Origin of the sequence: Metallosphaera javensis (ex Hofmann et al. 2022), assembly GCF_022064045.1 — an archaeon.
Classification (GTDB): domain Archaea; phylum Thermoproteota; class Thermoprotei_A; order Sulfolobales; family Sulfolobaceae; genus Metallosphaera; species Metallosphaera javensis.
The window spans coordinates 1-23335 of the sequence record NZ_JAKNCW010000026.1; the positions used below are offsets into that span (position 1 = coordinate 1).

20 protein-coding genes and 1 tRNA gene are annotated in these 23335 nt (G+C 48.0%); 10 read left to right on the forward strand and 11 right to left on the reverse strand.

All coding sequences use genetic code 11. The annotated features are described in order from the left end of the window. Nucleotides 1-1499 precede the first annotated feature (1499 nt). The 6 genes from L3N51_RS11500 (at nt 1500) to L3N51_RS11525 (ending at nt 5488) form a co-directional block, all read left to right on the forward strand. On the forward strand, nt 1500-2009 hold the full coding sequence (locus L3N51_RS11500) for a hypothetical protein (protein ID WP_238027358.1): 510 nt from the start codon (nt 1500-1502) through the stop codon (nt 2007-2009). A gap of 318 nt (nt 2010-2327) precedes the next feature. Continuing rightward, the gene (locus tag L3N51_RS11505) at nt 2328-3137 is read left to right on the forward strand and encodes an MBL fold metallo-hydrolase (protein ID WP_238027359.1); all 810 of its coding nucleotides are present in this window, start codon (nt 2328-2330) and stop codon (nt 3135-3137) included. Between the two features lie 483 nt (nt 3138-3620). Next, nucleotides 3621-3713 (forward strand) — tRNA-Glu (locus L3N51_RS11510). A 276-nt stretch (nt 3714-3989) separates the two neighbouring features. Beyond that, a complete protein-coding gene (locus L3N51_RS11515) occupies nt 3990-4235 on the forward strand; it encodes a hypothetical protein (protein ID WP_238027360.1) in 246 nt (81 codons plus the stop codon). Next, a complete protein-coding gene (locus tag L3N51_RS11520; protein ID WP_238027361.1) occupies nt 4222-4695 on the forward strand; it encodes a hypothetical protein in 474 nt (157 codons plus the stop codon). Before L3N51_RS11515 ends, L3N51_RS11520 begins: the two co-directional genes overlap by 14 nt. A gap of 208 nt (nt 4696-4903) precedes the next feature. Then, nucleotides 4904-5488: a hypothetical protein gene (locus L3N51_RS11525; RefSeq protein WP_238027362.1), complete on the forward strand. Its 585-nt coding sequence runs from the start codon at nt 4904-4906 to the stop codon at nt 5486-5488. A 565-nt stretch (nt 5489-6053) separates the two neighbouring features. On the opposite strand, the gene L3N51_RS11530 is transcribed toward L3N51_RS11525, so the two are convergent. From L3N51_RS11530 to L3N51_RS11540, 3 genes are read right to left on the reverse strand one after another with little or no spacing between them, the layout of a single operon-like run. After that, nucleotides 6054-6455, reverse strand: a complete 402-nt coding sequence (locus L3N51_RS11530) for a hypothetical protein (protein WP_238027363.1) — start codon at nt 6453-6455, stop codon at nt 6054-6056. Continuing rightward, a complete protein-coding gene (locus L3N51_RS11535; protein WP_238027364.1) occupies nt 6428-6841 on the reverse strand; it encodes a hypothetical protein in 414 nt (137 codons plus the stop codon). Before L3N51_RS11535 ends, L3N51_RS11530 begins: the two co-directional genes overlap by 28 nt. Next, on the reverse strand, nt 6822-7121 hold the full coding sequence (locus L3N51_RS11540; RefSeq protein WP_238027365.1) for a hypothetical protein: 300 nt from the start codon (nt 7119-7121) through the stop codon (nt 6822-6824). The genes L3N51_RS11535 and L3N51_RS11540 overlap by 20 nt, the downstream gene beginning before the upstream one ends. 179 nt (nt 7122-7300) lie before the next feature. Here L3N51_RS11540 and L3N51_RS11545 point away from each other — a divergent pair, with 179 nt between their 5' ends. Continuing rightward, the gene (locus L3N51_RS11545) at nt 7301-8560 is read left to right on the forward strand and encodes a radical SAM protein (protein ID WP_238027366.1); all 1260 of its coding nucleotides are present in this window, start codon (nt 7301-7303) and stop codon (nt 8558-8560) included. Between the two features lie 161 nt (nt 8561-8721). Here the strand turns inward: L3N51_RS11545 and L3N51_RS11550 are convergent, their stop codons facing one another. Next, nucleotides 8722-9720, reverse strand: coding sequence for an AAA family ATPase (locus tag L3N51_RS11550; RefSeq protein WP_238027367.1), 999 nt, complete (start codon nt 9718-9720; stop codon nt 8722-8724). A gap of 160 nt (nt 9721-9880) precedes the next feature. Beyond that, a complete protein-coding gene (locus L3N51_RS11555; protein ID WP_238027368.1) occupies nt 9881-10876 on the reverse strand; it encodes an alkaline phosphatase family protein in 996 nt (331 codons plus the stop codon). 263 nt (nt 10877-11139) lie between these two features. Between L3N51_RS11555 and L3N51_RS11560 the strand changes: the two genes are divergently transcribed. Both L3N51_RS11560 and L3N51_RS11565 read left to right on the forward strand, forming a co-directional pair. Continuing rightward, nucleotides 11140-12471 (forward strand): MFS transporter, encoded by a 1332-nt coding sequence (locus L3N51_RS11560; RefSeq protein WP_238027369.1) that lies wholly within the window; start codon nt 11140-11142, stop codon nt 12469-12471. A gap of 373 nt (nt 12472-12844) precedes the next feature. Beyond that, nucleotides 12845-16651, forward strand: a complete 3807-nt coding sequence (locus L3N51_RS11565) for a S53 family peptidase (protein WP_238027370.1) — start codon at nt 12845-12847, stop codon at nt 16649-16651. A 23-nt stretch (nt 16652-16674) separates the two neighbouring features. Here L3N51_RS11565 and L3N51_RS11570 read toward each other — a convergent pair whose 3' ends face one another. Next, nucleotides 16675-17775, reverse strand: coding sequence for an MFS transporter (locus tag L3N51_RS11570; RefSeq protein WP_238027371.1), 1101 nt, complete (start codon nt 17773-17775; stop codon nt 16675-16677). Nucleotides 17776-17950: 175 nt separating this feature from the next. Between L3N51_RS11570 and L3N51_RS11575 the strand changes: the two genes are divergently transcribed. Continuing rightward, nucleotides 17951-18469, forward strand: coding sequence for an LOG family protein (locus tag L3N51_RS11575; RefSeq protein WP_238027376.1), 519 nt, complete (start codon nt 17951-17953; stop codon nt 18467-18469). A 55-nt stretch (nt 18470-18524) separates the two neighbouring features. Here the strand turns inward: L3N51_RS11575 and L3N51_RS11580 are convergent, their stop codons facing one another. From L3N51_RS11580 to L3N51_RS11600, 5 genes are all read right to left on the reverse strand, one after another. After that, on the reverse strand, nt 18525-19070 hold the full coding sequence (locus L3N51_RS11580; RefSeq protein ID WP_238027372.1) for a class I SAM-dependent methyltransferase: 546 nt from the start codon (nt 19068-19070) through the stop codon (nt 18525-18527). A gap of 36 nt (nt 19071-19106) precedes the next feature. After that, nucleotides 19107-19739, reverse strand: coding sequence for a helix-turn-helix domain-containing protein (locus L3N51_RS11585; RefSeq protein ID WP_238027373.1), 633 nt, complete (start codon nt 19737-19739; stop codon nt 19107-19109). Further along, nucleotides 19717-20814: a nitric oxide response protein gene (locus L3N51_RS11590; protein ID WP_238027377.1), complete on the reverse strand. Its 1098-nt coding sequence runs from the start codon at nt 20812-20814 to the stop codon at nt 19717-19719. The genes L3N51_RS11585 and L3N51_RS11590 overlap by 23 nt, the downstream gene beginning before the upstream one ends. A gap of 66 nt (nt 20815-20880) precedes the next feature. Further along, nucleotides 20881-21651 (reverse strand): hypothetical protein, encoded by a 771-nt coding sequence (locus tag L3N51_RS11595; RefSeq protein WP_238027374.1) that lies wholly within the window; start codon nt 21649-21651, stop codon nt 20881-20883. A gap of 45 nt (nt 21652-21696) precedes the next feature. Next, a complete protein-coding gene (locus L3N51_RS11600; protein WP_238027375.1) occupies nt 21697-23133 on the reverse strand; it encodes an MFS transporter in 1437 nt (478 codons plus the stop codon). Between the last annotated feature and the right edge of the window lie 202 nt (nt 23134-23335).

Sequence of the window (23335 nt, forward strand, 5' to 3'; positions counted from 1 at the left end):
CTCCTCTTCTCGGAGGGCATAACCAACATGGGTAATACGCGTTTTTAAGGTTAGCTCTTCAGAAACTCCACAAACTAACATTGACATTGAAGAATCCATCATCCAACCCTGCTTCAATAAATGCAATTACCGTAGGAAACTATACCACGACGACTTTTACTGTCTCAGGTCCAGGTATAAATGGAAATACAATACCTGCAGGAGCGTCTGAACAGATTACCATAACTATCTCTGGTGCGCCTACCAATCAAATTGCTGGTTTTAATAGCAACAATATTGGAGGAACTATACCGGTAACTCTAGCTATTACCGAAGGTACATTATCACCCACTATTACAATAGATGCGGTCTATCAAGGTTAATTTGTATGAAAGGAAAATTTTTTATTGCTTAAATTTTAAAATTTTAGATATCACTAGGCAGTTAAATTTATCTCGATAAATTGATCGAGGAGATTCATATCAGCTATATGATGAAAATATTTATGGAGTTTCGAATCAATGCCTCTAGGCAGACCTGCCCGATCATGTAAGGAAACACTAGGACCGAAAGGAGATAGAGAGGCCGATCTTCTTTCTCTAATACAGTGAGGCTACTCATGAAACATGGCTCACTTTAGATTCTATCTGACCGAGAAATTATAATACCTTCTCATAGTATTGTCACGTGAGAGAGTCCGAACTGAGAAAAATTCAACGAGAAGCCATTGAGTTTCTAGGTTTTTCGCGGAATTAGAGCAAAGCTTTAGTTTAAGGTGCCAGGAATAACGTAAAGTCACTGGGGCCTTCCATGGAATTAAGGTGACTACTTAATTCAACTTATTTATCTATACTTTTCTATCGAAATAAGCCGAATTTTGTGCGTTCCGGATACTCTAACGTGGGCATATTTTAAGTTTCTAAGGAATATAATGCGAACTCGCAATGCCGTAATGATGAATTTATGCTAACATAACGACACTATGTACCTTCTCTACATGAATAGCTTATTGAATTATTTAACTAAGTGATGAAGAGGAGACGGTTAGGCGAGAGCTTGATGTCTTATCCATGGACATGATTATATCCGAAACTACGAGTGAGAGGTGACTTCATGCAAATCCCTCTGAGGAGTTTCAGTGATCGTTATGTCCTTTTCCTCCACCGGATCTAAATCGAGGATAGGCCATAACCCATCATGGGTGACATTTTCGTTGCAGCGATGATAACTCGCGTCTTCTCCCCGAGGAACTTCTCTCAACCTTAAGTTCGGATGTCTAGAGCATGATGCTTAACCTGGCTTCAAGTATCTGGTAGAACATGTTCAACTTTCGAGTGCGATATTTCCCAAAAACTCCCTAAGAACAAATGACCAAAACCCTCTGCTTCATCAGAGGTATAAACAGTTGATACAGGCTAACTTGATCTGCCTCCATCAACGCCCATCTCTTCCATCCCAAACAGATTGAGTCAGGGTTTAGGGAAAAATGGAGCCGAAAGATTTATATAGATAATCTTCGATTGAATTTTAGAAGAAAGATGAGGTATGGAAGAAGATATCTAAGGTCAAGGAAAGCCATATCGGGAGCAGTAACAGCACTGATACTGGTTATCGTGAGCGTGGCGCTAGCGCTTGCTGTAGCAGTGTTTGCCTTCGGGCTGTTCGGAAGCTTCGGATCTTCCGGGAATTTGCAGGTGGTGGGAACAACTTACACGAAATATGCTGGTAACCAAGTCATTGTAAACATGACAGTGAAGAATCCATCATCCAACCCTGCTTCAATAAATGCAATAACAGTGGGTAATTACACTACTTCTAAGTTCTACCTTTACCTTAATGGTAAACTCCAGACATCGGCTGAAATACCTGCAGGCTTCTCAGGACAGATAGGAATAGCTTTCCAGAATACGACAGCAGTACCTGGATTCACTACGACTAATGTAGGAGGTACGGTTCCCGTAACACTAGCAATCACGGAAGGTACCCTATCTCCAACTATAACAGTAAACGCTGTATTACAGAGCGTATAACAAATCAGATCAAGAAAGTTTTTTTAAGTAATTAACTGTTTTTAAAGTAATTATATATTATTATCTAGTGCTTACCCAGTGCTCTCTGAATGTACCTTGGTCGGCGATAAAAACTAATCGAAAATACTGATCCGTCCCAAAAGGATAGACTCAATAGATTCAAGAGGCAACCGAGGTAATGAAAAGGAGCCCGAGATCCTTCATGGATCTTGTGTCGCGGGAGAGAGGCAAGTTTCAGAATCTACGGTTCGATAACGTTGAGTTCCACCTAGCCAAGAATTCTACACGTCTTATATACTGAGGAGGTACTCAATACTTATGAAACTTGGCAAGGACACGGAGGTTTATCCGGGTAGTCCTAACACCCTCCTGTACGATGGTAGAATAATGATAGACCAGGGAGGTAAGAACGCCTCTCTCAACCTGGAGGTAGAGGTTCAGCTGGCTACTCATGGTCATATGGATCATATTGCGGGCCTCCTGAATAGTAGTAAGGTAAGGTTCCTTCCTCCTGAGGACATGTGGGCCCTTTCTCTTCTCGGAAGAAGGGCAATGACTTACGGGTTCAGCTCCGGTTCGTCACCCCTTTTCACCTATGATCTGGTGAAGGTGCCCATCTCGAAGGATTCCATCTCCACATCCCTGCCCTCGGAGATTCAAGCCATTAAACTTCCGGGTCACACCCCCGGTCACACCGGCTATATCGTGGGGAGTACCCTGTACGCAGGGGATGCGTTCTTCGGGAACAGGGTTCTGGAGGGATTTGTTTTTCCCTTCTACGTGGACTTCTGGTCCGCAATGGAGTCACTAAGTGTGGTCAAGGAGTTATTCAAGTCTGTGGATAACGTGGTTATCTCACACGGACCAGTCTACGAGAAGCGAAAGATGGAAGAACTTTTAGAGTTCAATATTGGATATGGGGAGAAACTGGTGGGCTGGGTAAAAGACTCTATTTCCCAGGGGGCTACAGCCGAGGAGGTTGTGGTCAGGATCATGGAAAAAATTGGTAAAGGAAAGGAGATAAAACCCACTAACGTTGTCCTTAACACAGTTACAGCCAAGTCTATCCTGAGTCAGATAGCAAAAGAGATAAGAATTGAAGCAAGGGGAATAGTTTACTTTAGATGATTTTATGAACGGAGATGTGTGCGCTAGTAGTTTTCATTAATTTTTATCCTCTGGCACTAGTGCTTGGAGTATTTGAATGAATCATCAGGATAAGGCTTGGATGAGCCATGGCGTCACGATAGATAAGGCTTAGTTTTCAGAAAATCGTCACACTACTCTGGCACGAGCACCATTCAAAGAGCATCGGGTAAGAACTTACACAAAGTACTAGCGATAAAAGTAACTACTGCATTTGAAAATGAGATATATTTTGGTATTATTTGCTAACCTTCTAATTTTTTCACGGGAATTTTACACTGAATTTTTCCGAATTCCTTAGTGTTGTCATGTTAGGATACTTTAAGGTTCAGGGAGTTCAGTGCGAAGTCACCATGTCATAAGACGAGTTTATGCAAATTTGACGAAACTATCGACACTTTCTCCCTAGATCATGAAACTATATATCAAAGGTAACTTTATAAGCAGTCCTGAATTATTAATAATGCCGCGGTAGTATAGCCCGGTCAAGCGTGAGCGCCGGAAGTATGCAGGCCTCTCAAGCCTGTGGCCCGGGTTCAAATCCCGGCCGCGGCACCATCTCAATTTTGATAGGAAGGTAAACAGCCCGTTTATGAAGTTAGTGCTTTCACGTAGTTCAGGATTTGTCCGCACTTCACCACTCGGTTTAAGGGTAATCCTTGTTCCTTCCCCTCCTCAAGGATAACGTAACTTTATCCAGGAAACGCAGGTAAGCCTGATACCCCTCGAGGTCAGGAAAACCCGACTATTACGTTCACTGTACTTCCAACAGAATCAATTTAAAAAATGTGAAAAATTATAAAGACCTAAGCAAATACTAACACAGTGGAATAAATGACTCAGGAGATAGGAAAGCAGAACCTACCTCAGGAATTTAGCGTAGGAGATTTGGGTGGGATTGCCACTATCTTCCTGGGATCTCTTCAGATCCTGGAAGACATTGTGGGGCTTGATCAGGCAAAGTGTGTAGAAGATACTTTAAGGGACTGGAGAAGTTCAGGTCAACTGACCGGGAGTGCAATAGCAAGACCCAACGAAACCATTAGGCCTGCAATCTCCATGGCCAATGGAGTCATGTAGAACGCCGTGCCTTTACCCGACCTCGGGTCATGGAGAAATAGTCAGGACCAAGGACGGTTACATGGTTTACCTGGGAAGGATTAATCCCAGCTGGACGGAAATGGTGGTGGCACAGGGCGGTTTCTACAGACCGGTTCTCCTTGGAAAAACCTTCATCAGGAAGCTGGGGGAGGCCCTGAACAGTTCCAGGGATATCCTGAGCCTGAACCCTGGAATGGCGGGCTCCTCCCTGGATCTGCTTGAATTCGGCGGAGTCGTTCTAGGACCTGAAAGTGACGTTTACTCCAAGGGGTGGGTGAATCCCTATTCCATGGGCCAGTGTAACTCCACGGGGGATTTGGTGAGCTGGTTCGCCAATTTCGCCAACGATTTTCTCAATACGGAAAGGGCCACCGTCATCCCGCACGGACAGACTCCTTTTCAAGTTCAGGGCAACAACGCCCACCGCATGGAGCTATGATAGGAGCCATTACTACTATTCCAATAATCCATGGAAACTTGCGCCAAATCTTGTTGCCATAAGCGAACAACTACCGGATGTTTACGCCACGGTTAGCAGGGGGATCTTTCCAGGGACGCCAGTTCATGCCGTAATCTCCATCGCCTCGTTCATAGGAAAATTCATTGGCCTTCAGATCCCGGAATTCTCCATCAGGGATATCCTGAAGGTGGGGATCGGGGCACCACTGCAGTCTTCCAATGCGTGCCCCTCATGCTCACAGTACGGGGACTTTGCGCAGATAGTGGGACTGGCCTCAACCCCCTCTCTCAAGATTGGGCCCTTCACTCTCAATGGACAGGACCTTTACGTTTCCCTGACAAGATCGGACCTGGAGCAGATGACAGTGGACGACATAGCGGAGTATTACTCCGCGGTGGGACTGGGTCGGGTTATGAAGCTTGGCCTGTCCTTTGCCCCTATCCTGGTCCAGGTCTGGGAGGAACTAAAGGGGAAGTATGGAGACGTTCTAGCCTACAGGATCACCTCCTTCATCCCCGTCACTGATAGCTTGGATGAGGCGAGGACTAGCGCTGGAGAGGTAGCCCAGATCCTGACCAAGATCTACGCCATGGCAAAGGAGGCCCTTCAGGGATTATCCCCAGAGCTCAGGGGAGAGGCTATGCGAAATCTGGACGTCTGTTTCCAGGAGATAGCCTACCCCTTTGGTGACACCCAGGAACAGGTGAACGAGATTGTTCAATGCGCAGTGGAAAGCGTTGGTTGGGTGAAGACTCTTTTCCCCAGGCAATAAAGTTTCGGTTCTACCTGAAGGCGAGGCGTCAATGGTCTTCGGTCTATCATTTGAGCGTCATGGGAACTGGAGTACTGGAGGGTAATACCAAGCTAAGTGGATCATGACCATAAATGTAACGGAAATCTCGTCCTCAGCCTGACTTTTGGACATGATATTCGATATCATGCCTTTGATATGTACCAGTCAGAGGAACTCCGTTTAAATCAAATTTCTATTGTCCCTGATTTTAACTGTAAACCCAGCTGGACAGCCCTTTCATGAGGGGTGTATGGTGAGTTTCCCTAAGGAAGCGGAAAATCCTCATCGTGAGATGGGGATACTTCGTTAGTATATGCGGAGTATTTCACAATCTGGGTTCTGGGAGATCTTGACAGAGGATAGGGGCGACTAAAAAGTATGAGAAATAAGGCGAGAGAGGAGACACCGTCCTGGATAAAAATCTAAGTAATGGAAAGATTCTTTGAACTTCTCAAGTTATGATAAGTCTTTTGAATTATGTTGTTAATTTCTTCTACTACTTTACAACTTCTATATTAAAGACTAAAAGATATCCTGTATTTTATCAAGTTAAATTTTTAAATTCATTATTACACTTCTTTCTAAAATCCTTTTCTTCTGAAAGAATATAAAATGTAATGATCACTATCTTATCTTTTTGTTCTGCAATGATGTTTAGATGTATATCTTTTATTAAAAAACAGAAACTTCTCCTGTGAGAGGATTCGCATGCACTGGCACAGGTGCTTGTGTCGTAATCCCCGGTAATCTTATTGTAACATTGAAGACAGGAGTAATCATCTGGGTGCTCACAGACAAATTCTAAAGCCTTACAGATGTACTCTGGAGAGATATTTCTATTTCTGAACAAGGCTTTGATTTGCTTCAATGTCTCTTCCAGCTTTTGCCTTTTCTGTGGACTTCCAACCATCCAGCATTCTATTTCGCAATCGTCAATGCGATCCATGAGATGCTCACGCAAGGATTTCCCAGCTGGTCTCTCAAATCCGTATAGACGTTCACGTTCGTCAAACTGGCTTTGATGACGTACACCTTTCCATTCACGGTGATCTCTGTTTCCCCATCATGCAAAACCTTCATTTCCATCTTGGCCGGAGAGTGTGAGGCGAGTTTCAGGGGGTTGCACATCTCTCCCATCCTGGGATTATCTGAGGTGGGCACCACGATCAGGTTAACTACACTCGAAATATTTTTATAATCAGGAGTTGTGTAGATTGCAAATGGAATTATATATAGTGTAAGCTCTATATTCTCGTTGTCTGTCTTAATCAAGATCTTTGCGGGATCAATTCTGTTAACTTCGAATGGAGACCTATTTATCTGAAGAGTCATCGTCTACTCCCTTATAATCGATATCCACACTCACTATATTCCCTTCCTTATCGCGAAAGATCATTACAAAGGCCTCATGAGACTCCACATTGAATGGGTAGTTCCTTGACAGTTTTATTATCAGCCCGTATTTATTATCCACAATTATTGGATTTATAGCATTTTGATGTAAAATACCCTCATTCTGAAGAATGGAATTAATAGCCTCACCGAGTCCTTTGAGATTTAAAGATCCGACGCTCTCATACATTTCTTGGCCGTTCCCATACATCTCTTGCATATGATAGTATTCCCGCGTGAGTCTAAAAGTTTTTTACTTTTAGCCTTTACATCTTCACTTCCGTTGCCCGAGAGGGCTCAGAAGACCTTCAACGGCAATATTTGCCTTGCTTATCTGGACAGACGGCAATATTTGTTCAAGATAAGCTGATTTAAATTGTTCTCTATATCAATAGAGTCATGCTCCGAAGTCTTCTGGAAATAATGGATCGATATCCAGATCTACCAAGGGAGGTAATCCTGAAGGAGAGCATTCTCCTGAACGGATTGAGCTTCTCAGACAGCGCCCTTCAGGCCAGTTACCAGGAGAAGGCCTACTACCTTTTCACGTTCGATCCGGACGATCCAGAACACGTGAAGGGAAGGGGAAGGGTTGTACCACAGGAGGTGAGAATCTCAGGAGGTCCACTGGGGCTGAGAGCCACGGTCATTCAGTCCAGGCACTCCTCCAGGTCTCCCTTCAGGGTGGACCTTGAGGAAAATCTCAAGCTCTTTGTGGATGGACAGCCCATAGCTGACGTGGAGTTCGTCCCAAGGCCCTCCTACTACGGTCAGGCTCTCAGGGACGGGATAAGGGTGGAGGAGGTTGCTCCAGCGATTTACTGGGGAGAGACTGCGGACGTTACGGCGTACAGGATATGCGAGTACTGGAACGTGAATCAGCAATGCAAGTTCTGCGACATTAACGAGAACTTCAGGTCGTGGGGTCATCTCAGAAAGGGACTGGGTGCCGTGGTTCCCAGGGAGTTAGTGGCCGATGCGGTGGAGGTCGCGTCCAGGGACCCTGGGGTGAGAAGATATCTCATCACGGGAGGAACAATCAGGGATGGTCTCAAGGAGGCTGAATTCTACCTTCAGTACGTCAAGGAAGTTGAGGAGAGAGTTTCGTCCCTTCCAGCCAGGTTAAACACTCAAGCGTTGAGGGTAGAGGTTTTACCCAGGTTCTATGAGGCAGGAGTTGACTATTATCACCCGAACCTGGAAGTGTGGGACGAGAAACTGTTTGCGCTCATATCCCCGGGAAAGAACCTCAACATTGGAAGAGATGAATGGATAAGGAGGACTGTTGAGGCAGTGAAGGTGTTTGGAGTGGGAAACGTGAGCCCCAACTTCGTTGCGGGAATTGAGATGGCCTACTCCCCTGACTTCCCGCACGGTTTCAGGAAGGTGGAAGAGGCTGTGAAGTCCACGGCCTCGGGAATAGAGTTCCTCATGTCCAGGGACGTGACCCCCAAGTTTGATACGTGGGGTCTGGAACCGAGGTCATGGTTCGGCATCCACGGAGTCTCACCGCCACCCCTTGAGTATTACCTGGAACTGTACAGGGCTTACAGGGATTTGAGGAGGAAGTACGGGATGCCGTGGCCGAGAGGTCTAGGTGATTCTGGGCCCGGAGTTTCCAAGGTACCAGCGTCCGGGTTCATGGATGTGGAGTTCTAGCTACTTGAAGGGCTGAAGGGTTCAGTGCCGAGGACAACGTAAGATCTCGGAAATCCAGCTACCTGAAGAACCCTTTCTCCACCAGATGTTGCGGAGTAACAAATGGGTTAAACTCAAGGGCGATTCTGGCCACATGATGGAACACGGAGAAAGCGACTCACCTATATAAGGTCATTGAGGGCGCAGAACCTCATCATCCTATCGTGAACTTCGTACACTTCATTGATCTTCTTCACGTAAAACCAGTCCTGAAGTGACCTCAGGGCCTCCCTGAGCACCTCGTCGCTTGCGCCAACCGCTCTCTTCAGTTCACTCCACCTGCTCGGTAACCTCTTCACTATTTCAAGGTACATATCCCTGTTTCTCCTTCCCCTCAGAAAATGGGAGAAGGACTCCTTGAGAACCTTACATGCCTCCATTCTCGTCTCCTCCATGGCCCTCTCGTGATCAAGTCCCTGATGCACCCTGAGGTAACCATACAGGGTGAGCCATCCAGGTATTCCATCGAGTTCACCCACAACCTCGTCCACTTCAGGAACTTTCATCCCGCTCTCCTCAAATCCCCTCCTCAGGAACTCCCTCGACTGGGGTTCAGTGAAGGGCTTTAACTCCAGCCTCACGGGCTTCCTTCCCACCAGGGGAGATCCCTCAGGGGGAGATAACACGACCCTGATCAGCCCTGTCATGGATCCCGTGAACACGAAGGTGACGTTGGGAAATGAGTAGAAAACATAGGAGAGGATATCCCACAGCTGTTTTGTCACGGAGCTTAGCTCCTGAACCTCGTCCAGGATCACCACCACTCTGCCTGTCCTGGAAAGTTCGCCAAGAATATCACCTATGACCCTGCTCCTGTTCCTCAGGGTCACGGAGGGCAACGGCCCAAGGGTCAGGGAGTCCACCCTTGAGAAAATTCTCCTTGAAAGCGGATCCTGAAGACTCCTGCTCAACCTCTCCAGAAGGTCACTCAGGTTTCGAGCTCCCCACAGGTTCACGTAAACTGACCTGGATCCCTTGAGTGTGGCCTTGATCAAACTGGTTTTTCCAACCATTCTTGGTCCTAGGACCACGGTCCACATACCCTGTTTCACAAGCCTGGCAAGCCTCTCGGCCTCCTCATCCCTGAAGAGTAGCTCCCTGAGATCCTCCTTAGGCCTCACGTCGAACAGAATAACTCAGCACCCCTGAGTACTCAGCACCCCTGAGTTAAAATAGTTAAGGCTAGACGCCGTAAGTGATCAGGAATTTTGGAGACGTGATCGAACGCAAAGCTGACAAAAGAACGTTGCTCATGTTCAGAAAAACGATCCTTTCCAGAAACTATCTCTGCCATACTACGAGGGGTATCTCCATTTCCTCCTTGGTCATTCCGCCGTGAGATCCCCTGTAACTCATCTCCTCCTCATCCTGCCAGTAGGAGTATAGCCTGTTATCCACGGGAACCCCAGCGTAATCGGGAACGTTCTCGCCTCCCGTTATTTCCCTGAGTTTCTCCCTGTCCAGTGTAATCAGACCATACTTAGAAAGGTATTCACTCGGGTTCCTCCTGGACATTATCATCAGGTTCCTGTGATCCCCGAAGGGTGGTAGATCGGCATAGTCCAGTATATCGTTCCCAATGATCACGTTGCTCTCTATGGGTACGTGTCCGTGATCCGCTGTCATGATGACGGAGTACTTCTCCGAGAGATCCCTCCCAAAGGTCTCCACCAGTCTGTAAACCTCCACGGCAGTCCTCATGGTATGCTCGGAGTAGGGTCCGAAGTGATGGCTCACGGAGTCCACGAAGGGAAGGTAAATGAACATGAACCTGGGACTCCTCCTCTCTGCGATCTCCCTCGCCTGGGTTAGGGCATCCCACGGAGAGTAATATGGGGTAACGTTCCCCAGCATGGACCTGAAAAGGGTTGAGGACGGTCTCATGGCAGGGGCCAGCACCACGGAGTCTCTGGGAAGATAGGGTTCGGCCTGCATCAGGTTTCCCATCTTCACCTCATCGTTTCCCAGGAGGTTCTCAATCCTTCCCTCTTTCCTGTTGAGAACCCTCCATCCCATTATCCCGTGCACACCAGGGGGAGTGGCTGTGAGCAGTGTGGTCAGCACCGTGACCGTAATCGTGGGAAAAACAGAGTGGATCCTCTCCGCTTTGATCCCAACTCTTTCAGCCAGGGAGTAACCCAGTCCGTCAACAAGGACGAGGGCGATCCTCTCCTTTTCGAGGTTGGCTATTCCCACGGGGGATCTCCCATAGAGTGCGTTCCTTACCTCTAGGGAAAGGGTATAGATGCTTTTACTCAGATCCGGTTCCACGTTCATATGTGTGGATAAAACTACACATAATAAGAATTTTCTAAATAGTTAAAATAGTCTATATAGAAATATAGAGATCTTCCCATGTGTCATGTTGATGTGATAATTCCCAGGAATTTGATGCAAACTCAGAAACCAGGGCTAGTTTGAGGGCATCATGGATCTCCTGAACGCGAAGATCTACATAGTTTTCGTGAACTAAATAGACTCTTTAGTTCTAAATATTTTATGTAGAGTAAGCTTTTTTCTATAAATGATCTGGGGCCTTTATGAAACCTTCCAATCCGTTGAAGGACTATGAGGAGAAAAAGCTGGGAATATTCCACCTCAAGACCACCCTCATGGCAGGGGCCGGGCAGATAGTTGATGGTTACGATTTAACCGCTGCTGCCCTTGTCCTCTCCCTTGTGGAGTCGTCTTTCTCTAGCTACAACCTGGTTCAGGTATCCCTTATCCTCTTCCTCAGTATCACTCTGGGGAACATAGTGGGTGGGATTCTCTTCGGGTATTTGGTGAGACACGGAAGAAAGAGGTTCTACGGAATAGACGCAACACTAATGACGCTGGGGGCCCTGTTGCAGGCATTTGCTCAGAGTCCTTACGAACTTGCAATTCTCAGGTTTCTGCTGGGAGTTGGGATAGGGGCCGATTACGTTCTGTCTCCCCTGATAAATGCTGAGTACGCCAACAGGAGGGATAGGGGAAAGCTCCTGGCTCTCTCGGGTGGATTCATGTGGAACGTGGGGGCCCTGCTCTCCGTGGTCGCCACCATTGCCCTGGAGCCACTCGTACCCCAGGACATGTTGTGGAGGATTGTTTTAGCCTCCGGTTCAATTCCCGCCATTGCGGTCATATACGGGAGGAGGAAGTTTCCTGAGACCCCACAGTACCTGGCCTTCGTAAAGGGTGACGTGAACGAATTGAGGGAAAAGTACGACGTTTCAACTGGATCCATCAGTTTGAGAAAGGTCTTTCTAAGGGCGTTTATCCCTACTTTAGTTTTAGCCTCGCTGACGTGGTACCTCTTTGACGTCTCAGCTTACTCCGGTGTTTTCTTTGGACCCAGTGTGATAGCGAAGGACCTGGGTGTGAATGGCCTGGTTTTCGAGCTTATCATCCTGGGCGGATTTGCGGTTCCGTGGAACCTTGCCAGCGCAGCACTAAATGACATGCTGGGGAGACGTTTACTTCAGGCAGTGGGATTTGCGGGAATGGGTGCTTTTACCCTGCTCTTTGCCCTTTTCTTCGGCAAGATCATGGCTGTGGAGTCACTTCTGCTCTACGGGTTAAGCACAATATTCTCTCAGCTGGGACCAAGAACGGTGGTGGGATTCTGGGGAGTGGAGTTATTTCCCGCAGAGTTAAGGGGAATAACGCAGGGCATTACAGTGATGTCAGGGAGGCTTGGTGTCCTAATCACAACGTTTCTCTTTCCAATCATTATTTCAAGTTATGGTATAGTGGATACAATGATTCTCCTGGCCGGGCTTTCATTTATTGCAGTCTTGGTGACCACGTTGTTACCGGAGCCCAATCAGGTGAGCCTTGCAGAGAGGGAGATTCAGTTGAGAGGCGTTCAGGACATTGCCAAGGAAAAATGATAGAACGTGATAGAGATTAACATGAACTCTATTTCGCTTATTATTTAACATATTAAATTGAAAAATTATCGCCATTTACGATATCACTGTCGTGTTGGAAATGGACAGAAGTTGAAACTGAATTAGCTACATCGTAAGACTTTTAGGGGTAAGGGAAGTGATCTCAATTTCGCATATAACTTGTATAAAGTGTAAAATTAAATGCTTATGTAAGGTTGCGAGCTACTGCGAGAACCCGGACTCTAAACGATGAGGCCAAGCGTCCGTCTTCGCCTTACACCAGTTTGCCCCAACTTGAACGAGAATGGCTCTTTCCATTTGCCAAATAGTAATTTAGAAAAAATATTTTAAGGAGAGGCAAATACACAATGTAATGCATAAAAAATTTCTAGCACAAGTGGCCTTGTATATCTTCATTTTTTCGGTTATTGTCCCAGCTCTAACCATCACCGTGGGCTCAGCATCAACAACAAATGAGACATTATTCACTAGGTTGCATGGTTTCAGGGAGATGAGCCTTCCCGGAAACACGCCAGTGATAGTCTCAATTTACATACCTCTGAGGAATGTGGATCTCCTGTATTACTACGCGGAGCAGGTGTCCAACCCTGGATCGCCCCTCTATCATAGGTTCCTTTCCCCATCTCAGGTTAAGGACCTCTTCTATCCCACTTCCCAGTTCTCCCAGGTGATGAATTATCTTCACGACAATCATGTTCGTGTTCTGTTCACGGCAGCGGATTCCGTGATAGTAGTTCAGGGAACAGCATCACAGCTGTCTCGGGTTCTTGGCATACATTACGTGTTGATGAGTAATGGAAGCGCGTATTACTACACTTCAATGGGGACTCCAAAGGTTCCCGGAATCATTGTTTCCAGCAACGTTTCTGCCCTGTTCTTCTCCCATCCGTCCACCCTTTTCACCCAGAGTGACGTGGAGAAGCTGAAGAGCAAATTCGATCAGCCAAATACTACGGCTCCCATAGAGGGATATCCCTTACCTGATTTGAGGGGGGTTTACAACGTCTCCTCGCTCATAGGCAGGGGGATAAACGGCACAAACTACACCGTGGGAATACTGGACTTCTACGGTGATCCATATATTCAGCAACAGCTGGCATACTTCGACAAGATATATGATATACCAGCTCCACCTAACTTCTCCGTTGTGCCCATAGGTCCCTACAATCCAAACCTGGGAATAACTGCAGGATGGGCAGGTGAGATAAGCTTGGATGTGGAGTCAGCTCACGCCATGGCTCCCGGTGCCAGCATTGTGCTCTATGTGGCCAACCCGAACCTTCCCCTTTCCTCGGTAATAGCCAAGATCGTGTCCCAGGATAGGGTTGATACCCTTTCCCAGAGCTTCTCAATCCCTGACGAGTTTATACCTACGTTCTCTGGTTCCCTGTTTTACCAGTGTGTGGTCCTCACAGATCAGTATTACGCCATGGGTAGCGCAGAGGGCATAACATTTCTAGCATCCAGCGGAGATGGAGGAGGTAGCGGGTACAGCGCAGGACCTCTCGGCTCTGTTGGCTATCCTGCAACCTCTCCCTTCGTCACCGCAATGGGTGGGACCACCACCTACATAACCTTCGGAGGATTTTCCTTTAACGTTACGGCGTGGTCCAACTATGGATTTGTGCCACCAGACGTCAACTACGGTGGCAGTACAGGGGGAATAAGTCAGGTTGAGCCCAAGCCCTATTATCAGTGGGGGCTGACAACTCCCGCTGGCTTCCCCAACGGTAGGGAAATTCCAGATATTTCGGCAAATGCCGACGTTTATCCAGGGATTTTCATCGTGTGCCCGGGGAACATCACTGCCATCTCAGGTGGGACCAGCGAAGCCTCGCCATTGACTGCGGGTCTCCTAACCCTGGTAATGCAGTACACCCATTCCAGACTTGGCAACATAAACCCTGATCTTTACTACCTCGCCAACACCAACTATGGGAAGGTCTTTTACCCCATAACGTTCGGCTACAACATACCCTGGACTGCATCGTACGGTTACAATCTTGTCACTGGATGGGGGCAGCTCAACGTGGGAGAATTCGCCTCCCTGGTGAAGGAGTTACCCAGTTCCCTCTCGATCATGGTTAACGTCTCCAACACCACCATCCTCCCGGGACAGAGCTTGACGGTTAAGGCCAACGTGACCCTGAACGGGCAGGAGGTTAATAGCGGTAACTTCTACGTCACGCTGGAGAGCGTTGAGGGCAATCTCACCACTGTGAAGTTGACCAATGAAGGGTCAGGCATATGGTCAGCCAATCTGGTGGTTCCCCAGAATGATAGCGGTGTGACGTTCGTAACTGTATGGGGCGAGTCTAATGGAACAATGGGTTATGGAATGGTCGAGGCGTACTCTGGTTACTTCGTTCAGTTCCTCTCCCCAACCCCATATCAGGTGTGCTGGACAGGCTCGGGTATCAACGTTGTAGTCAACGCTACAACTCCCTCAGGCCAGCTAGCCCCGAACTCAACGGTGCTGGAACTAAATGTGTACTCATACAACATTACCAACAATTCCTTCACGTTGGTAAACCAAACCTCCCTTACCTTCAACCCTGCGGTGAACGCGTGGACTGGAATGATACAGGGCAACCTGCCTGCCGGCCCTCTCCTCCTTCAGGTGGTCAACTCCTTCGGATATGACGCTATCTTTAACGGGATAGGACTCAATTCCCTCTTCATTCTCTCTCCCACAATAGCGGAACCCGGTACGGTCTATCCGGGTCAAGACATAATCATTCAGGGAGGCCTGATCCCACCCGCCAACCTAATTTCCATGGCACCAGGTACGGCAAACAATCTGATGACCGGTTCAAACATCACCGCCGAACTGCTTAATGACGGAAAGGTCGTGTCCACCACCCAGGTCCTCTACACAGGAACCGGTTACCTGGGTTACCTAAAGGTTCCCAGGAACGCCACATCAGGTCTGTACACGGTTCTCCTGTTCGCTTCATACGACTCCTACACACTGAACGAAACCATCCCAGGTTTTTACTACGGTCAAATATACGTAGGCTCCAGGATCAGTACACCCCTGAACTTCTCCAGCACCTACGTGATACAGGGATCCACATTATACATTTACAGTAACATAACGTCAGCTGGTAAGGTAGTGAAATATGGAATGTTCTCAGCAACGGTTTTCCCAACCCTTCTCACTCGGAACTATTCGATCATCTCCACATTACTCGAGGTTCCCCTGTGGTACAACTCCAGCAGTGGTCTGTGGACAGGTAACGTTACCCTACCCTCAACGCTCTCCCTCGGCAACCTGACCTATCTGGGTAACTCCTACTTTGCTGAGCCCTTCAAGGTCCTGGTCACAGGAGTATCAGCCTATGGTGGCGTGACCTCAACTAACATCTCCAACTCCAGGGAATTCTTCGTGGAGCCATATACTCTCGTAAAGAATGACCCCTCATACTCCGAAGTTCAGACCTATGACTCAGCGTTCCAGAACGATACTCTTCACGTGAACGGTAACCTGGTGAACGATCTCTTCCTGGGCAACAATACGCTGGTCAACAGCGACGTTACCATTACCCTCTCAAACGTGAGCGGAACCTTGATATTCAAGGACACGCAGGCAATCCTTGTGGACGTTCAGGCTAGCAGACTTATCCTTATTAACAGTAGTGTAAAGCTCATCAATTCTCAGGTCCACGACCTGATTGCCCTCTCATCCACGGTAACCCCAGTACAGACTGTGATCAGTAGCGTAACTCCTGGTCTCCCCATCATCCAGATAGGTGTAACGCCCTACGAGAACATCACGGGTAATGTGACCATCCCGATAACTGTCCAGGGACAGGACGTTGGGCAGGTAATGATCTACCTGGACGGGCAGTTGCTGGAGAGCTTCCAGGGTAACGGAACCCACCAGGTAAGCCTAGATACCGCTAAGTACTCAGACGGTACACACGAGATCAGCGTCACAGTGGACCAGACCGACGGTCTCAACTCCACAGTGAATACCAGGGTTGTTTTCGAGAACCAGTTGGAGTCGGTATCACAGAGGGTTACCAGTCTCAACGAAAGCCTGAGTGAGGGAATTTCCACAGTTCACAGTACTGCCAACGATGAGGAGATAATAGCCATAGTCGCCCTGATCTTGGCAATTGTTGGCATAGCGGTGGGATTTAGAAGAAGAGGCTAACCTTTTTTCCCTTCGTGATCCTTCTAGCCAGTAATCTTCTGGTGAAGTATAGCCAAGGTAACTAGGGAGAGGAGAGTCGCGATCATCAGGAAACCCAGCCCCAGTTCATCATTGAACTGAAATAGGGACGAAAAGACCAGGCTTCCCAGAACTCCTGACACTATCTTGCCCGTGTAAAGGAGTGACGTGTTGGCCGTGGAGTACCTAGGTCCGTACAGATCTCCCACCAGGGCTGAAAAGAGGGGATAGGTTGTTCCGCCCATCACTCCCACTAAGGCTACCCCAACTAGAAGGAGGAGATTTTTCCCCAGGTCTCCAATCACCACTAGAAGTGTGCCCAGTAGGATTCCAGCGATCATGTAATCAATTCCCCTTAACCTCCCAAGTCGATCCGTTAGATACCCCATGATGGGCCTTCCCACCCCACTGGCAACTGGAAAGTATACCGTGGCGATGGCGTACTGCACTTCGCTCAGGTAGTCCCCCAGTTCCCCAAGAGATGACGAAGTGACAAGAAGCGGAATGGAGGCTAGAACGAAGGACGCGTAAATTAGCCAGAACCTGGTCTCCCTCACTGTCTCCCCTGGGGGAGTTCCCTCCACGTTCCCCGGGTAACTGGAGAGAATAAAGAGGGGCAAGAGACCTAGTGAGATTACACCTATCACCAGCATGGAAACTCTGAAACTATGGGAGAGTTCGATGAATGGGTTTGCAATTGCCCCTCCCAGGCCAAAACCCATGGATACAAGTCCCGAGGCAAGTCCTCTCCTTTCCCCGTACCACTTGATGGCTAGATTCAGGGATATTCCGTAAATAGTTCCCTCACCCACACTGCCAAGAGTCCACGTTGCGTAGAAGACGGGAAGGTTTGGTGCCAGGGAACTCAATATTAGCCCCAGGGAGAAAGCCAGCGCCCCCAGAGAACCCACTAGTTTTGGCCCCCTCAAGTCTGAGAGCCTTCCGCTCAGAACTTGAAAGGAGGTAGAGGAAATCACAAAGAGCGTAAAACCCACCTCAATGGCGCTGGGAGAGGAGTTGAATCCCTTCACCAGTAGGGGGAAGAAGGCATTCCATGAGTACTGATACACTGAATTGAATAACATGGCTACGAAGCCAGTGGTCAAGAAAAATCTCCTGTCCATGAAGCTTGAATCCAGAGGTGGAATTAATTGCTTTGGTGATCAAGGAAGGGGCTACGTCTGTTACGTGTTTCGCGTTAAGGGCCCCTTGAACATTCAACGTGTTGGGCAAATCCAGACCAGGAACACCATTTTTATACCCAGTATACACTCAATGATTATGCAGATCGCCATAGCTGCCCTCGGAACAGAGCCCAGGGACGAGTTGAAGGAGAAAGCTAGAAAGTTTGTGAGAACCCTGAGCAGGTGCAGTAAGCAGGTGTTCATTCTGGGTGGTTACTGGGGTTTAATGGCCGTGATCGTGGATGAGGCCATCCGTGAAGGGCACAGGGTTGTAGCCATAATTCCCGAGGGAGCGGAGCACGTCATCATGCCCAGCGAGGTAATCAGGATTGACACGGGATGCGATCCCAGATGCAGATCAGTTTTCATAGCCAGGTCAGGGGACATCCTGGTTAGTCTAGGAGGAGAGACGGGGACCATGACTGAGATAATGATGGCCTATGCCATGGGCAAGTCCGTTTACGTCTTGACAGGGACAGGTCAGAGCACGGACAGGTTGGCCCAGGCCTTCCCGGAGAGGCTGGATGAGAGGGGATTTGGAGAGGTTCACTATTACGACGATCCTGAGCTGATGGGGGCAGAGATCTGCAAGAAATATTACGGTAGGGAGATCTAGTTACGCAATGATGACCCGTGTTTCAGCTGAGATGTGAGGAGAAGAAAAGGGCTGATCAAGTTTTCTGCATCAGGGAGAAGAACACCCCCTGGTTTGCGTAGTAGTTTCTCTCGAGAAATCCAGCCTTGAGGAAACTTTTCCTCAAGTTCCTCACAATCTCTAGGTCCACGATAACCAGGAAGGAGTTCCTATTCAAAACCCTGTAGATTTCCGATGCCAGCTCATCTCTCCTGCTCTTGACAACGTTGTAGAAGTAAAGTGGAGCATATACTAGGTCAAAATTGCCGTCCCTGAAGGGCAAGGGAAACAGGTTCTGCACCAGGTTGTTGTCCACATCTCTCAGGTAACCCTTTACCTCAGGCAGGGAAATTTCGTCGTCCCACAGGTCAAGGGAGGTGATCTCCATACTGGGAAAGCTCCTCTTCAGCACAAGGGTGAATAGGCAGTTCCCACATCCCACCTCCAGAACGTGTCTGGGCCCCAATCCTCCCACGAACTTGGTCAGAATCTTGGCGTAAAATAGCTCCTCATCTATGGTCACTCCCATCCTTCGGTAGGGTTTAAATTCCCAGGAATTGATGCTCTCAAAGAGCGACGACACTCCTTCACTCTCTCTTGGTAAATATAAGGACAGACCCTAACTGTTAAGGTTCTGAGACTCGTTCCTCTCCAGACTTTTCAGGTACTCTCCCACAACCTTCTGCAACGCTCTCCTGAGCAGTTCCTCCGCGGAGGAAGGCTTTATTCCCATAGTGTTAGCTAGGTCGGTGAGAGAGGACTTCCTCTCCACGTTGAAGAAGCCCTTCTTATAGGCAAGAACAAGGGCCTGTAATTGTCTAGGGGTTAGTCCTGTATTGTTTTCCACTGCCTCCCTCGATCTCAATACCCTGGGTTTCATGTTAAGTCTATTGAGCTCCGACAACATTTCCTTAAGATATCCCATGGAGGGAACCAGTAACCTGTACACTATCTCCTCCTTGCTGAGGGGCCATGCGTTGAGTATCATGGCGTCCGATCCCGTGAAGAACCTGCATGCAGAGCAACTCGGTGCCCTTGCCCAGATCCTTGAATCCCCCACGTTAATGACCCTGACACCCTTATCTCTCAATTCCTTTTTGAGCTCTGGACTAACCTCGGTCTTTATGAGGTGATCTGTAAATCCGGTTTTCGGCGATATCTTCTCTATCACTGTGTGAGTCTCGCCCATGACCTGCATGACCCTGCAGTCGCTCCTCCTGACGTATAGCTCAACTTCTAGCGGTCCTTTCACCCTTAATAATAAGGGACTCACTTTTATCAACCTTTCTCACCTGTGGTATTACTTGCTTGAACATTAACGCGTAGAATGAGATGATCCCTATACCCTGAAGCGGTGCTGAGAGGAAAAGTATGGGGGAGACCAGACCCAGGTCGAAGGTAACTCTCATCACCAGACCCAGGTTGAGGAGTATGAGTGGGAGGTATGACGGCCTCACTGTCAATCTCTTTCCCGTAATTCCCACAAGCATGTCAATAAGGACAGAGTCCACACCAAAGACAGTATTAAATAGAAAGCCTAGGGCGAGGGAGTGAATATATGCATCGTAATTTTCCTGGACCAGGGCAGAGACCAGGAGCCAGATCCATGCTGTGGTAAGCGCGATCCTGGGATAGGGCCTTCCCCTGGACCAGGGAATTCCCGAGGCGTGAAGTGATAGGCCCCACCCCATCACCATGAAGACGGGAGATAGGGGCATACCGTAGCCCAGTATTCCTATGGCCAGGGAAATGTATGCCAGTACCATCTCATCCTGGTTGATCCTCCTCCCTCCCAGGACAAGTCCTAGATCCCTGCTCATGATCGCGAATATAGTCAGGGCGGGAAAGGCCAGCCCGAGCCACGGTAAATCGAAAACTGCCTGGAAACTTACTATAATGGACGTGATTAAAAGGGTATAGAACAGAAGGTAGTTATAAGCTGTGGGTTTAAGGCCAATCCTGGAGGGTGAAAGGTATATCCTAGAATAGTTCATGAGAATAACGAGTGCGACGATCACCAGATAATATGATAGCGGATTATTGAGCTCGTTAAGAACGTTCGACAGTAGGACCAGTACACCAAAGACCAGTATCAGCCAGGTGGGAGCAGAGTTCCCTCTCCATTCATTGCTTAGGGCTACGAGTAGTTCATTTCCTATGAGCAGAAGAAAGAAGCCGTACACCATGACGAACCAGTGGGCCTGAAAGAACGTTATTGGAAGCGGATATGGAAAGCCTTGATTATCCATGAAGTTAAGCACAGCCGGTACTCCTCCTAGGAAGAGGAGGCCTATTCCCATCATCAGCAGGAAAAATCCCGGTTTCATGGGTCCAATGGCGAGAACAAAAATATCTATTGACACCCTAAACCTTTAGGGTTAAAGAGATCCCCGTTAGGCAAGGTGCCCATATGTTGCCTGAGTGACGGTAAACGATCCAACAACTGACGGCATGATTACTCCAAGCACTCCGAAAATATGGTATAAAATCAGCGTAAACGCCAGAAGAGCAAACAGTGCAATTGTTCTCTTGCTTCCCCTTTTTCCCAGTTCCCTTATTTCTGAGGCACTTCTCAACTTCTCTCCAGGTTTGAAGAATCTGATGCTGGGCTCGATGAGGCTCAATGCAAGGGGAGGGAAGAGAAAAGAGAAAGCACCTCCCACGAGCAGAAAGATAGCCCAGGTTCCTCTAACTACATTTGCCCCTATCTTCCTGAAGGGTAACTTGTATTCCACATAGAGGGCCTCAACCACTGTGTAGGCACACCATACCACGTAAACCGAGATATCCAGTATAGTCACAGTGCCAGCTAGGGAGATCCAGGGCAACATCAGTGAAGAGAGGCCCAGCGTTCCCAAAATCTGAGGTAACACGTTAACCTTAGCATATGATAAGATGATAGAAAGCAGAAAAATGGTTGCTGGAATTAGAAAATACGGCCTGAAAAGGAAGAGGTATGGAATTGCGTTTATTATCATGAGGGCCAAATCGGTCTTCCCAAGCTTTCTGGCCAGCATTTTACTATACGTTAGATCCACGGTAACTGCATGAAGTGCCACAAGAGGCGCGATGACTAGAAGGAATGGTTTAAGCGAACCAGCCAGTGCAAGAATATAGGTTAAAAGTAACATGAAATATGCTCCGTGATTTCTTGTCCTCTGCATACGAGGAACTAGGGAAAACAAGCCATAAAATATGACCCTAAAAGATTAGGTTCTGTTAGGCTTAATCGCCCCTTCAACCTTCTCTACCCTGACCTCCTTTCCTCTTGAGGCTGAGAGTATTAGGGCTACAAGCAGGATGAAGAGGGCCACCACTAGTGCTGCCTTAATTCCGTTAAGGAAGGATTGCTCTACCCCTCCTAGGAGATTGGTTGTTCCGAGAAATACCTCAAACGCAACATATCTCGGTATTGAGAGAGAGGCAACGGTCAAGGTTAGAACATAGCTGGATAGTGTTCCCAGGTTGGCCAGAGTCCTCAGAAGGCCGTTTGCCCCACCGTAAAATCCTTTCCTCGCGTTGGCCATGACTGCACTGTTGTTTGCGGGATAGAATAAGGCCGATCCCAAACCTCCTATAACTGAAGCGATAATGATCATGTATAGCGGGGTGGTGACCGTGAGTGTCAGGTAAACTAGGATTGCTCCCATCATCATTGCAATCCCCAAGGTTGCTGGTATCCTGGCCCCTATCCTGTCCGAGAGCCTCCCGGCCGCAGGTCCGAGAGCACTGGCTATCACGTAACCTGGAACGAGGAGGAGCGAAGCGTTCAACGGACTTAGCCCCCTTATACCCTGGAGGTACATTATTATTACAAAGACCACTGAGAGGTAACCTGTGCTCTGAAAGAACGACGCCAGTATTGAGAATGAGAGGACCCTGTTCTGAAACGCCTTTAGGTCTATAATGGGGTTTTCAGCCCTCCTTTCATAGGTCAGCATGAGCACCACCAGAACTGCACCAATCCCAATGAGCGATCCATTGAACATGTCTATCCCCCTTCCAGCTACGTCAGACGCTCCATAGGTTATGGCGGAGAGCCCTGCAAGTAACAACACCATCCCGGGGATGTCCAGTTTCTGCTTCCTCTTCTCCTGAAGGTCCTTGACGTATTTCAGGCCAAGGAGAATTGCCACAATGCCTATGGGAACGTTTATGTAGAAGATGTACCTCCATCCAACCAGGGTTGTGAGTATTCCCCCTACCACTATTCCCAACGTTGCACCAACGTTCCATCCTATGGAGGTGTAACCGTAAGCCCTTCCCCTCTGATTCGGGGGAAAGGTGTCGGCTATGATTGCCCCAGAATTAGCCTGAAGCATGGACGCCCCAAATGCCTGAACCGCCCTGAATGCCACAAGCATCTCCGCTGTGGGAGATAAACCACAGAGGGCTGACCCGACGGTAAAGATCGCGAAGCCCAGATTATACATTCTGGACCTTCCCATTATGTCACCAATTCTTCCAAGCTGGGTCGTCATCACGGCTACAACCAAAAGGTAGATCAGGATAGTCCAGATTGCAAGGTCAAGGTTAGTTCTCAAATCGGTGGTGATTGTGGGTAAAGCCAGGAGGACTACCGTAGAATCTACCGCCGCCATCAGTGTGCCCAGTACTAAAACAAAAAGAATGATAGATCTATTCATAAATTAAATAGCTTCACAGATCCTTAAATCCTTTAGTTTCAAACAATTAACAAGTTAACAAGGACTCAAGGAATGCAACCTTGACTTATAAAGGTTCGGAAAACCTCGCCCTTCACGGTACTCCTCAAAATCACCCCCTTAAAAATAAATCAAAATAAATAAAAAGCGGTTCTATACTTTTAATCAATCGTGATAAGAACTT